General features: G+C 68.6%; 8 protein-coding genes. 5 read left to right on the top strand and 3 right to left on the bottom strand.

From position 1 onward, the window contains the following. Both ACFCZF_RS32100 and ACFCZF_RS32095 read left to right on the top strand, forming a co-directional pair. A complete protein-coding gene (locus ACFCZF_RS32100; protein ID WP_376674622.1) occupies positions 1–2,316 on the top strand; it encodes a hypothetical protein in 2,316 nt (771 codons plus the stop codon). 77 nt (positions 2,317–2,393) lie between these two features. After that, complete coding sequence (locus ACFCZF_RS32095; RefSeq protein WP_376674621.1) at positions 2,394–2,894, top strand: hypothetical protein; 501 nt, start codon at positions 2,394–2,396, stop codon at positions 2,892–2,894. A gap of 333 nt (positions 2,895–3,227) precedes the next feature. Here the strand turns inward: ACFCZF_RS32095 and ACFCZF_RS32090 are convergent, their stop codons facing one another. Genes ACFCZF_RS32090 through eccB form a run of 3 tightly spaced genes read right to left on the bottom strand, consistent with a single transcriptional unit; the run spans position 3,228 to position 6,282 of the window. Then, positions 3,228–3,428, bottom strand: a complete 201-nt coding sequence (locus ACFCZF_RS32090) for a hypothetical protein (protein WP_376674620.1) — start codon at positions 3,426–3,428, stop codon at positions 3,228–3,230. Next, complete coding sequence (gene mycP / locus ACFCZF_RS32085; protein WP_376674619.1) at positions 3,425–4,726, bottom strand: type VII secretion-associated serine protease mycosin; 1,302 nt, start codon at positions 4,724–4,726, stop codon at positions 3,425–3,427. The genes ACFCZF_RS32090 and mycP overlap by 4 nt, the downstream gene beginning before the upstream one ends. 29 nt (positions 4,727–4,755) lie before the next feature. Then, positions 4,756–6,282 carry a type VII secretion protein EccB gene (eccB, locus tag ACFCZF_RS32080; RefSeq protein ID WP_376674618.1) on the bottom strand — a complete coding sequence of 509 codons (1,527 nt, stop codon included), beginning with the start codon at positions 6,280–6,282 and terminating at the stop codon, positions 4,756–4,758. Positions 6,283–6,503: 221 nt separating this feature from the next. Here eccB and eccE point away from each other — a divergent pair, with 221 nt between their 5' ends. The 3 genes from eccE to ACFCZF_RS32065 all read left to right on the top strand — a co-directional run bounded on the left by eccE (position 6,504) and on the right by ACFCZF_RS32065 (position 12,512). After that, entirely contained in the window at positions 6,504–7,832 is a 1,329-nt protein-coding gene (gene eccE / locus ACFCZF_RS32075) for a type VII secretion protein EccE (RefSeq protein ID WP_376674617.1), read from the top strand. Beyond that, a complete protein-coding gene (locus ACFCZF_RS32070) occupies positions 7,832–8,605 on the top strand; it encodes a hypothetical protein (RefSeq protein ID WP_376674616.1) in 774 nt (257 codons plus the stop codon). Before eccE ends, ACFCZF_RS32070 begins: the two co-directional genes overlap by 1 nt. Before the next feature lie 295 nt (positions 8,606–8,900). Beyond that, a complete protein-coding gene (locus ACFCZF_RS32065) occupies positions 8,901–12,512 on the top strand; it encodes an SCO5717 family growth-regulating ATPase (RefSeq protein ID WP_376674615.1) in 3,612 nt (1,203 codons plus the stop codon). Positions 12,513–12,655: the final 143 nt, after the last annotated feature.

Below are 12,655 nucleotides of genomic sequence, written 5' to 3'. Positions count from 1 at the left end.
ATGGAACTCGAAGCTCTGCGCGACGCCAACTTCAAGCTGATCGACGACGCCGTCACGGACTGGTCCACCCTCGTCGGCAGCCTCGAAGAACTGAAGAAGGACGCCGAGGACAATCTGCACCAGGGCGCCAACAAGGCCGACTGGGCCGGTGTGAATGCCAAGGTGTCCAAGGAGTTCATCGGCAAGACAGCTGGCGAGTTCGCCGACGCCCACACCCAGGCGAAGACCATCTACAAGATCCTCAACGACACGGTGGGCGAGCTGAAGGGCTACTACCAGCAGCTCCTCGACGCCATCGAGGGCGGGCGGAAGAAGAACCTCACGGTCATCGGCTACGAGGGTGGCTTCACCGTCACCACGAACGTGCCGCCCGAGGCCCGCAGCAAGATGGACCAGGACAACAAGGGCGACATCACCGCGCTGCGTGACCAGATCCAGGGCATTCTCAACAAGGCGACCGAGAGCGACAACTCGGCCAAGACGGTCCTCCAGGCAATCGCCGACCAGAGCAAGCTGGGCTTCTCCGACGCGAGCTACACCGACCGCGACTCCGCGGCCGAGGCCATCAAGAAGGCCGACGAGTTGGCCGCGCTCGCCAAAAAGAACCCGGACGACCTGAGTGTCAAGGACTTCGACAGGCTCAACGCCGGTCTGAAGAAGTACGCCGACGACGAACTGTTCGCCGAGCGGTTCGCGACCGCGCTCGGACCGAAGAACACGCTGGAGTTCTGGACGGGGATCACTGACCCGCAGCGAGGCAACTGGGATCTGGGGCGGGAGCGCCTGGAGCAGTTCGACGATTTGCAGCGCAGCCTGGGAATGACGCTGGCGAACGCCACGCAGAGCGATTCGGCGGCGATGACCGACTGGAAGCGCACGATGATCGACATCGGCGACAAGCCTCTGTACGGCGACCGGGGCGGGCCCATGGGTTTCCAGGTCATGAGCAACCTCATGCGGACCGGGGACTACGACGACCAGTTCCTCAGGGACTACGGCACCAAACTCATGGCCACCGAGCGCAAGCTCACCGGCAACGGCGAACATCCCAACCTGGCCTGGCAGCACAAGGGGACGGACGCGTGGTTGAACCGGATCGGCGATGACAGCGGTTCGGATCCGCTGACTGGTTACCTGAAGGGTCTGTCCAACAGCCCGGATGCGGCGACGAACTTCTTCAACCAGCAGTTTGTGTCGAAGGACGACCCGGACAACCCGTTCGAGCGCGATACCGACGGCGACGGGAAGAACGGGAAGATTCCTCTTTCCAACTTCCAGTATCTGTTCGAGGAGCGGGATTGGCCGCAAGAGTCAGATTCCAAGGGTGACGAGCTTTTCACCGGGCAGAACAATCTGGCACTGGCCTTGGAGGCTGCAACGACAGGGCATCCGGCGGGTGCACTGCCCTCGGCGGACACGCCGCCCCACGACGCACAACAGGCAAAGCTGATGGAGAGCCTGGTGTCCTCCATCGCGGACAGCCCGGAGCGCCTGACAGACCGCGGCTACATGTCTGACAGCATCGGTCAGATCACATCCGAGTACCTTCCCGACCTGAACCGTGCGATGAGCGACGAGGAGCGGGATCCGAAATCGGAAGACTGGCAATTCATCGAAAAATTGTATCCAGTCGCCGGATCGGAAGCCGAACTAAAGCACACAGACGTGAGTAAACTTCTCTTTGCCATCGGCCAAAACCCTGAAGGATATGCCGCAGTCGAGGTCGGCCAAAAGGACTACATGGGGCGACTCATGGAGTATCACTTGAACCCCGACCTTCCGTCAGACCGTCGAGTTTCCGACAACCACCAACTGCTTGTCGAGAAGATCGCAGGGCGATCGGGAGAAGTATCTGGAACGCTTGGACTCGGCGCCCAAGAGTTCATCGGCGACGAGGCATCGAACAAGGACAAGGGATACGAAAATGCGATTGCCCAGCGCAAGAATATGATCTCTGGCGCAGTAGGTACCGTAGTCGGCGTGGGTACATCGTTCGTCGCAACGCCATGGGTTGGCGCTGCGATCGGCGGTGGCACAGCGACTGTGACAAGTGTCGTCCTCGAGGAACTCTTCCAAGACGCCGAAGGGAAGGCGAAAGAGGAAGCCCAAATCACCGGAGGCCAGTACTGGCAGCAAGGCCTGGTCAGAGGAATGGACATCGCGCAGGTCGCCGCTCGAGAGTCGGCAGATAACTACAACACGATAGATGCGAACGAAGTTGCATCGGCCGCCGGGGAGGCAAGCCGTCAGGGCTATATCAACGCTCGGGCAATTCTCGAAGGGCAGGCGCCCGGAAGTATCACGGAGTACTCATGAAAAGACGTCGCAAGAGGGTTGTCCGCAGCCGCCATCAAGAGGTACGGCTTCGCACTTTTGCTTCCTTTCCAGCCCTCATGGCGTTCATCGCCCTCACCGCGACAACGGGCTGCAGTGGCGAAAAGAAAGAGCACGACTACGCAGTACCTGAGAGTCTGTGTGGAACTCCGGTGAACGCAGACGAGATCATTCCGTTTCTGCCCGCAGGGGAAAACGTAGAGGTTAAAGAAGAAACGCACTACACAACTGAAATTTGCAAGGTGATCGTCGACGACGTACTGATTCTTACGGCCACGCAGGCTTGGGTCGCCCAGGGAAAGTCCACACCTTACTTCGCGGCAGGGCAAACTCTTGAGACGCCCAGGCGCTCGACCGATTCATCAAGGATTCTCTTCTCTGGAAAAGAGGGTTTCGGCAAGACCCATAATTGCGTGGACAGCAAACAAAAGCAAGAGCTGTACGTGGCGCTGCAATTTCAGGGGTCGAAGCACAGTGACCCCGAGGCCATAAAGCGCCTCGTCACCTCCTACAAGGTTGAGGTCGAGAATTCTCCTGCATGTACGGCGGGCGCGCAGTGAACCGCTTCTCAAGGCTGTGACGAGGCGGGGGACTGGTAGTCGCCCTCCTTCGTACGGGTGCGGTCCACCGTGACGCAGAAGGCGATGTCCGTGACGGTGTGTGAGGCGTGGCTTGGGCCGTTACCACGGGCTGAGGCCGCGTCCACGCCCGGTTGCGGGGCGTCGCCAGCTCCGAGTTCGACGACCTCGTTCTCAATCATCCTGGCGTTGCCCTCGTCGACATGAGTCTCGCTGCCGCAGAAGTCACCGAATTGTGAGCTATCCCCCAAAGCCGGGACACCCCGCACCGCACTGGTCAGTTCGTCGTCGCTCCACTTGGAGTCGTTCGGACGCCTAGACTTGGAGGCCCACCCAGACGCAAGCAGCGGCCATGACGATGAACAGCGCGCGTGCGGCGACAAAGGCCGCGTCGGGGACCTCGGGGGCTGAGGGGTTCAACGACTCACGCCAAGAACGAACCCGGTCGGCCTTGACGCAAGCCATGCCGATCAGGACGGCGGCCAAGACGAAGGTAATCACTGTCAGCTCGGTCACGCGGGCCCTCCTCGTTCCGCGCGTCGGCGCGAGTCTCGTATTGCCACTGCCGCGCCACCGAGGCCTACCGCGAGCACCAGACCGCCGCTGACCACGTAGGTCCCCAACCGGGTGTTGCGTTCCTCGGCCGTCTCGCCGAGGTACAGGGGGGCAACGTCAGGAGCTTCCGCTTGTACGTTGCCCTTCTCGGCTGTGGGGGACTCCACAGGGTGAGCGGGGTCCACGTCCGTCAGCGCCTTGACTGGGTCGACCACCCCCCAGCCGACGAGGCGGTCGTGGCCGGGGATGGAGCGTTCCGCCGTTTGCTCGATCTGGGCGACGATCTGGGCGGCCGTCCACTTGGGGTACTCGGACTTCAGCAGCGCCGCCACCGCCGCAACGTACGGGGCGGAGAAGCTGGTGCCGTTGTCGGAGCAGTGGCCGCCGCCCGGGACCGTGGAGATCATGTCGACGCCGGGTGCCGCCACGCCCACGAACTCGCCGGCCTGGGAGAAGGGTGCCCGTTCGTTGTTGCGGTCGGAGGACGCCACTGCGAGGACTCCCTCGTACGAGGCGGGGTAGGTCGTCTTGTCCTCGCCGCCGAGGCCGTCGTTGCCAGCTGAGGCTACGACCACGACCTGTTTGCCCAGGGCGTAGTCGACCGCCGACTTCAGGCTCGAGTCGGGTTTGACGGCGTTCGCCGTGTCCTGGGAGATGTTGATGACGTCGGCGCCCGCGCCCACTGCGTAGCGGATCGAATCGGCGAGGGCGTCGGCCGTGCCGTTGCCCTCCGCGTCGTTCTGCTTGATGGGGATGATGGTGGCCTCCGGCGCCAGGCCCACGAAACCCGTGCCCTTGGCGGGACGGGCGGCGATGATGCCAGCCACCCGTGTGCCGTGGCCGACGGTGTCGGTGGTGCCCTTCGCGTTTCCGCGCTCGATCTTCTCGCCCTTGTCGTTCTTCGGGGGCAGGAAGTTCTTCCCCTTGGACGCGTCGACGGCGTCGGCGAGCTGGGGGTGTTTCACGTCGACGCCCGTGTCGATCACCGCGACTTGGACGCCCTCGCCCTTCGACTGTGCCCACAGGGCATCGAGGTTGACGCGCTGGAGGGCCCACGGCCTGCCCTCGTAGTTCTTTGACGGGAAGGTGCACTGTCCGCCGTCGTCTGCCAGTGCGTCGGGGGCGGCGGGGAGCGTGAGGGCTGTCGGTGCGGCGAGTACGGACGCGGCGAGTACGGGCCCGGCCAGCGCTCGGATCCGGCTTCGGCACCGGGAAAGGGCCCCGCTCCGCCGGTCGGTGAGATGCTCGGTCTGCTGCATGATCTCGTTCTTCCGGAGGGCCGCGGTCGTCACGAGCCCTGTGGCTGGCGTGCGGCCGCCTCGGACAGGCGCGGGCCGGTGGGCAGGAACGTCGACCACTGCACCGGGACGGGTGAGGGGTCCACGTCCTCGTAGCCGAGTCGAGTCTGGGCGATGCGGGACTCGCTCAGTTCCTGCTCGCGCTTCTTTTCGGAGGTGCCGATGCCCTTGCCGCCGTTGGCACTGTCGCTGTTGGACTGCAGGGCGTAGCGCAACCCGGTGTCGGTGACCAGGAAGATGCCGCCGGCCTTGGTCTCGGTGCCCTGGAACTGCCGGTAGAGCTGTCCGGAGCCGGGCGTGACGTAGGCGCTGGAGGAGCCGGTGGGCAGTTGGGCGGGGAAGTCGGTGCTCGCCCAGGTGGAGAGGGTCGTCTCGCCGTTCTTCGCGTTCACCGAGCGCAGGACGTTGCAGACGGTGTTGCGGCCGGAGGTGGCGGAGGAGCCGTCGTTGACCGTCTTCGGGCGGTACGACGGCCAGTTGCGCTGCCCCTCGAACGCGGTGCTTTCGACGACAGCGCCGGGGCTGACCTGCTGTGCCTCACCGGCCTGCCCGACGTCGACGAGGTCGCCGCTGTTGAGGAGGAGGGTGGCGGTGAACTCCGAAACGCGGGCCACCTCGCCACTCAGGACGACGTAGTACTGCATGCGCCGGCCGTCGTATGCCTTGATGACCATGCCCACCTTGTCGTACTGCCCGAGCATGTCGGAGGCACCCGCGTCCACGCCGGGCGTGCCGTCGATCTCGGGGATGTCGATCGGGTCGCCCTTGTGGAGGGTGTCCAGCCATTCCTGGGAAACGCGTTGCGGGGTGCGGCCCTGGGTGTCGAGTGCTTTGAGGAGTTCCTTGTCGGCCGGGTCGGCCAGTGGGTAGGCGTGACCGCGCGAGTCGACCACGTACTGGGAGGTGTTGTCCGGCCCGACGACGTACATCAGGTCTCCCCCGGAGAGCTTGTTCTTGCCCTCCGTCCTGGGCCACTCCTTCTCGGCGAGGACGAACGCCGCCTTCTGGACGGCCCGGCCGCCGGGTCCGGGGCGTTCGCAGACCGCCCAGCGCTTGGCGGTCCCGGCCTCGTCGGTGCCGGGCAGCCGGTCGGGGGCGTAGGGGATGCCGATCGTGGCGCCGTGCGGTGGCTTGCCGCTGTCGAGGACGCCTTCGTCGACCGTGATGACGCTGTCCTTGTCGGGGTCGAGGAGGAGTTTGGCAGAGGCCATGTTGAGGACCGGGTGGAGTTGCTTCTTCCCGTCGGTCTTCAGCACCACGTACCGGGTCGTGGAGTCACTCGCGACGATCACGTGCTCCCCGACTTTGTCCCAGCCCTTGGGCGCTTTGGGGCTGAACAGCCCGATCGCACCGAAGACGGCGAGGACGACGACGCCGACGACGGCACCGGGCACGATCGCCCTCAGTGGCCTGGGCGCACCTTCCTCCGACCCCCAGTGGGAGGGCTGCAGGAAGGACGCGAGGGTGCGGCGCTTCGCGAAGGTGTAGGCGTTCAGTTCATCGCGCCGTGATGCCATGTGTCTTCGTTCTCTCCCCGTACGAGGGCGCGGCGGAGCGGGGGAACGCAGCGGTCGGCCACTGATTCCTCTCCCGCTCCGGTCGCCTCCGGAACCTCGGCTGTCAGACCCGGCCTCTACTATGCCTGTTGCCGGGTGGTGCATGAGGCACGGGTAGGGTGCCGAAGCCTGCCGTTTGCTGAGCACAGTGTCTTTGGTGAGAGTTCGGGGGATTTGGAGTGATGGCTGCTGCACCGCGGACCCGGTCACGATCGCAATCGGCGCCCCGTCGGCCCGAGGCGGCGCCCGGCTCCCAGGGGACAACCTCGCCCGTCCGCGGCCCGGTCACACCGCATCTGCAGGCACGTCCGGCGCGAGGCGGTTCCTCCGCACTGCAGCGGCTGGTGCTACTGGAGCTGGCCGCCGCGCTGGTGGTGTGCGGCTGGCTCGCCGGGTCGGTCGCACTGGTGCCGGCGATCTCTGTGGCCGTGGTGCTCGGGATCCTGGCGGTGGTACGTCGTCGGCGTCGCTCCCTGCCGGAATGGCTGGTCAGCCACCTGGCGCTGCGGGCCCGCCTCCGCAGTGACCCGAACATCCCGGTGCCGCAGGACGTCGACGCCGGTCTGGCCCCGGCCGTGGAGTGCGAACCGAACCTGCGCACGTACAGCTTCGTCCACCGGGACGAACGTGACCCGCGACCGGTGGGCATGGTGGGCGACGGTAGCTTCCTCACCGCCGTGCTGCAGGTGGAGGCCGACGCCGGGGCGTTGCGAGCCGACCGTGCCAGCCTGCCACTCCCCCTCTCCTTGGTCCGGGATGTGCTCGACGTGGACGGCATTCGCCTGGAGTCGGCACAGATAGTGCTGCACACGCAGACCGCTCCCGCGCCCCATCTGCCACGGCAGTCGGTCGTGGTGACCAACTACGCGCAGCTGCAGTCCGGCATAGCGTCTCCCGCGGTCCGCATCATGTGGATCGCCCTGAAGCTCGACCCGGAGCTGTGCCCGGACGCGGTGGCCGCGCGCGGCGGTGGGCTGGCGGGGGCCCAGAGATGTTTGGTGCGGTCGGCGGAGCACCTCTCCAGCCGACTGTCGGGGGCCGGGTTCCGGGTGAGCCTGTTGACCGAGGAAGGGCTGTCGTCCGCCCTCGCCACCTCGATGTGCGCGAACCCAGTGGTGACCGTCCAGACCGGGCAGGGTGAGGCGCCCCGGCGGCGGACGGAGGAGTCCGGCCGCAGTTGGCGGTGTGACAACCGACGGCACACCACGTACTGGGTGCGCCGCTGGCCCCAGCTCGGCGGCCAGGGTCCCGGGTTGCCGCAGCTGGTGGCCCAGCTGACCGCGGTGCCCGCGCTGGCGACCACGTTCAGCCTGACGCTGGCCCCGAGCGGCCGCCAGGACGTCACCATCACGGGGCACGTGCGGGTCACCGGCCGCAGCAGCAGCGAGCTCTCGGACGCCCGGCGGGGCCTGGAGCACGTCGCACGCCAGGTCCGGGCCGGGATCGTACGTCTGGACCGCGAGCAACTTCCCGGCATGCTCGCCACCTTGCCGCTCGGAGGTGCCCACTGATGGTGTCGACGCCACCTGCCGCGGCCAGCGGGCCGGCCGCGTCCCGGCAGCCGGTCCCGGGCCTGCGGGAGCGCCTGCGTACCGGATTCGGGCTCCTGGGCCCCCGCCATCCGCGGCACACACTGTCCAAGGACCAGATCGACACGCTCGCCCTGCCTGTCGGGGACGACGGTGTCGTGGTGGGCGTCGACAGCGAGGGCCGGCCCGCCGTGCTCGGGGTGAACCGTCCGACGCCGTTCGACGTCCTGTTCATCGGGGGCCTGTGGACCGCGCAGGTCCTGGCGTTGCGGGTGGCGGCGACCGGGGCGAGAGTCGTCGTGGAGACCGGTCGTCCGGCCCGCTGGGCGCAAGTGGTGCAAGCGGTCGGCAGCGGCCAGGCCGGCATAACCGTGCACGACGTGGGCCGGGTGCCTCCGCAGGGTGCCACCGCAGCCGGGCCGGTGCTGGTCATCCGGGACTGTGGTATGCGTCCCCCGCGTGGCCGGGTGGTCTCAGCGCCCTGGCAGTCGGTGCTGACGCTGCTTCCCTATCTGAGTCCGGTCGCACCGCGGTTGATACGCCAGGCACGCCTGGTGGGCGTCCAGCGCATCTCGCCGGACGAATCGGTCGAGGTCGGACGCCTGACCGGTCTGTCCCGGTCCGAGTACGAGGCGCTGCCGACACTCGCCGACGGAGTCACCCTGTGGTGTACCGAAAGGGACCGGCAGTACGTGATGACGCATCCGACCGATACGGAGACCGGCCTCCTGGGCATGCCTCGGCGGATGGACTGACGCGAGCGCATTGGCCTGCATGGCCGATTTCATAGGTTATGACGTAAAAGCTGGTGGCTTTTGCGGGAGTTGTGACGTTGGGCGTTGGAGTGCGCAGGGGTAAGGGGCCTGACGATGTCGGGCCCCTCGTGATTAGGCTGGTGTCTGGCGCGACGACAGAACCCGTGGACCGGGCGTCGGCGTCGTACGGGGAGGGCCGACGATCGGACGACCTCGTTTCATTCGGACAACGTCGGACGACAAAAACGGTCGCCCCAGCACGGCATGAGGGTGCTCGACCACACCAGGAGGAACTGTGAGCAGCGATCGGGACGGGATCCGCGGGGGCTGGGCTACACCCGGCGATGACCAACCCGACGCGGAGTCCGCAATCGAGACGACGGGCGAGTTCACCATCGACTACGCCCCGCCCGCCTGGTACACGCAGAACGCGTCGAGCGATTCGGGGCAGGGGCAGGGGCAGAGCCAGGGTCAAGGGGCGGGTTCGAGTGCCGGTTCCTCTTCCGGCGCCGACTCTTCCCCTCCTTCCGCTCCTTCCACTCCTTTCGCTCCGTCCGCTCCGCCTGCTCCTCGTGGGCCGGTTCCGCCGCTGCCGGGGTTGACTCCGCCGCCGCACGCGGCTCCGTCCAACGGCTCTTCCTCCATTCCCGCCCCGGCCCCGGGGGCGCCCTTCACGCCGCCTCCGCCGCCCGCTCCGGGAGCCGCGTTCACACCGCCTCCGCCGCCCGCTCCGGGAGCCGCGTTCACACCGCCTCCGCCGCCGGGTCCGGGGGCGCCTTTCACTCCGCCCGCGCCGCCGACCGGGGGGCCGACCGGGGTGCCCAGGCTGCCGGTCGGGAGCGGGTTCGAGCCGCAGCAGCCGCAGGCGCGGCCGGAACCCGAGCCCGAGGCTGCACCGCAGGTGCGATCCGAGCCGGAGGGCGTGTCGGCCCCGGCGCCTGCCGCGGATCCGGCTTCTCCCACGGCCGTACCGGCGTTTCCGGCCGCCGGGTTCCAGCTTCAGGCGCCCGCTCCCCCGCCGGCCGAGGAGCCGAAGGCAGAACCTGCGCCGGGGCCCGAGCCGGAGCCCGAGCCCGAGTTCGAGCCCGACAACGGTGACTTGGAGAGCGGCGCCACCATGCGCTTCTCCGCCGTCGCCCTGCAGCGGGAGATCGCCGAGCGTGCCGCGGCGGACGACACCGGGCAGGACGAGCGCCCGGAGCCTGCGATCGCCGAGCCCGAAGTCACCGCCGCGGACGACGCGGTGATCGTCTCCGACGAGATCGGTGAGGACGCGCCGTACGAGCCCTCCGCCGTGACGGACGACGCCGTGGCGGACTACGCCGTGGCGGACGACGCCGTGGAGCCCGAGAGCACCGACGGTTCCGCGGTCGCGGGCGGTCCCGAACTCGCCGACGACGGTGAGCGGGACGAGGAGACGGACGAGGTCCGTGCGCTCGCGGACAGCACGGACTGGGACAGGACGGGCGGGGTCGGTACGGACGAGGACGGTACGGGCGGGGACGGTACGGCTGGTGAGGTCGACGTGTCCGACCTGGCCGACGACGTGGGCGAGTCCCGCCTCGCCGGTCCGGCTCAGGACGATGAGCCCGTGTCGGTCGCCCCGCTCGCCCCCGCCGCTCCGGTGGCCGAGCCCGCCCCCGAGGACAGCGCCCCGGCCGAGGACGAGCCCGAGGACGCGGTGCCCCACCCTCAGGACGCCCGGCCCCCGGCGGAGGCCGTGACGCCTGTCGCGGAGCCCACGGACGCCGTTCCGGCCGACCCACCCGCGGACAGCGCGCCGGAGGACGCCGTTCCGGCCGACGCACCGCCCGTGGCGCAGGGCGGAGTGCCGCCCCTGCCCCCGTCTTACCCTCCCGTCGCTCCCGCCCCGGCGCACCAGTGGCCCGCAGATCCGCAGCCGGCCCCCGCCGCTCCGGAGCAGCCGGGCGTACCGGCCCAGCAGCCTCCGTTCCAGCCGCAGGCTCCGCAGCCGGCGCCCGCCGCGTGGAACCCGCAGCCCGCCGCCGCGCCGATGCCGCCGAACCAGGCGCCCGCGCAGCCCGTTCCACAGGCCGGCTACGGCTTCCCGCAGCCGGGCGCCGCGCCTCCGGCGGCACAGCAGCCTCCGGTCCAGCAGCCTGGCGGCACTCCCGCGCCCAGCGCTGCCGGTTATGGGTTCCCTCAGCCCGGTGCGCCGGCTCCGCAGCCCTATCCCCCGGCGCAGCCCGGTGGTTACGGCTTCCCGCAGGGGCCCGCGCCGCAGGGGCAGTCGCCCGAGCAACAGCCGCACCCCGGCGTGCCGCAGCAGGGGCAGCCGCAGGGTGACGTGCAGTCCCCGCCGGCCGCACCGCCGGCCGCTCAGCAGGGCTTCGCCCCGCAGGACCCGCAGGTCCAGCCGATGGCCGCCCAGCCGGGGCAGGCCCCTCAGACTCCGCCGGTCCCGTCGGCCCAGCAGCCCTACCAGGCCGCAGCCCCTGCACCCCAGCCGATGCAGCCCGGTCAACCTGGTCAGCCCGGTCAACCCGGTCAGCCGGAGCAGCCCCAGCAAGCTCAGCAGGCCCAGCAGGCCCAGGCGCCTCACCAGCATCCCGTCGACCCCCGTCTCGGCGCCGCCTGGCCGCAGCCCATGCAGCACGACCAGCGTCAGCCCACCAACCCGGGTGCCGCACCGCTCGGTTACACAGCCGCCGTGGAGCTGTCGTCCGACCGGCTGCTCAACAAGAAGCAGAAGGCGAAGAGCAGCCGCCCGGCAGCCGGCGGTTCGCGGTTCAAGCTGGGCGGGAAGAAGGAGGAGGCCGAGCGGCAGCGGAAGCTGGAGCTGATCCGCACGCCCGTGCTCTCCTGCTACCGCATCGCCGTCATCAGCCTCAAGGGCGGCGTCGGCAAGACGACCACGACCACCGCCCTCGGCTCCACGCTCGCCACCGAGCGACAGGACAAGATCCTCGCGATCGACGCCAACCCGGACGCCGGTACGCTCGGCCGCCGGGTGCGCCGCGAGACCGGGGCCACCATCCGTGACCTCGTCCAGGCGATCCCGTACCTCAACTCGTACATGGACATCCGGCGGTTCACCTCCCAGGCCTCGTCCGGGCTGGAGATCATCGCCAACGACGTCGACCCGGCCGTGTCCACGACCTTCAACGACGAGGACTACCGGCGCGCGATCGACGTGCTGGGCAAGCAGTACCCGATCATTCTCACCGACTCGGGTACGGGACTGCTCTACAGCGCCATGCGCGGGGTGCTGGACCTCGCCGACCAGCTGATCATCATCTCGACGCCGTCCGTGGACGGTGCGAGCAGCGCCAGTACGACGCTGGACTGGCTGTCCGCGCACGGGTACGCCGACCTCGTCTCCCGGTCCATCACCGTCATCTCGGGGGTCCGCGAGACCGGCAAGATGATCAAGGTCGACGACATCGTCGGCCACTTCCAGACCCGGTGCAGGGGCGTCGTCGTGGTGCCGTTCGACGAGCACCTGGCCGCCGGTGCGGAGGTCGACCTCGACATGATGCGGCCGAAGGTGCGGGAGGCGTACTTCAACCTCTCGGCGATGGTCGCCGAGGACTTCGTCCGCCACCAGCAGTCGCACGGCCTGTGGACGTCCAACGGCAACCCGCCGCCGGTGGCCGCACCGCCGATGCCGGGTCAGCCCATGCCCGGACAGCAGCCCATGCCCGGACAGCAGCCCATGCAGGGACAGCAGCCCATGCAGGGTCAGCCCGGTGCGCCCGCACAGCCGGGCCAGTACGCCCAGCCGGAACAGCCCGGACAGCCCGCACAGCCCCAGCCGGGACAGCCCTACCCGCAGCAGCAGCCCGGGCACCCCTACCCGCAACAGCCGGGGCAGCAGCCGTACCCGCAGCCCGGTTACGGCTATCCGCAGCCGGGGCAGACGCCTCCCCCGCCGCCACAGCAGTAGCCCCTGACAGCGAAGGGCGGCCGGTGCTCACCAACAACAGCCGCCCCTCCGTGGCGTCGTTCTGGGAGGGGTGGGAGGCGTTCCGCCGCCCCCCCCAACCACTCCCAGCCGCGCTCCCCATCCGCGGCCACCCTCTCGAACAA

The sequence above is a fragment of the Streptomyces sp. NPDC056296 genome (assembly GCF_042268605.1).
In the GTDB taxonomy this organism is placed as follows: domain Bacteria; phylum Actinomycetota; class Actinomycetes; order Streptomycetales; family Streptomycetaceae; genus Streptomyces.
The sequence above is the reverse complement of the archived record's forward strand: the minus strand, read 5'-3'. Positions and strand labels throughout refer to the sequence as shown.

What these genes read in the sequence shown, in the direction of transcription:
- mycP (WP_376674619.1), bottom strand. Translation starts at nt 4,726, where the DNA reads ATGCAGCAGACCGAGCATCTCACCGACCGGCGGAGCGGGGCCCTTTCC.
- eccB (WP_376674618.1), bottom strand. Translation starts at nt 6,282, where the DNA reads ATGGCATCACGGCGCGATGAACTGAACGCCTACACCTTCGCGAAGCGC.
- ACFCZF_RS32095 (WP_376674621.1), top strand. Translation starts at nt 2,394, where the DNA reads ATGGCGTTCATCGCCCTCACCGCGACAACGGGCTGCAGTGGCGAAAAG.
- eccE (WP_376674617.1), top strand. Translation starts at nt 6,504, where the DNA reads ATGGCTGCTGCACCGCGGACCCGGTCACGATCGCAATCGGCGCCCCGT.
- ACFCZF_RS32070 (WP_376674616.1), top strand. Translation starts at nt 7,832, where the DNA reads ATGGTGTCGACGCCACCTGCCGCGGCCAGCGGGCCGGCCGCGTCCCGG.
- ACFCZF_RS32100 (WP_376674622.1), top strand. Translation starts at nt 1, where the DNA reads ATGGAACTCGAAGCTCTGCGCGACGCCAACTTCAAGCTGATCGACGAC.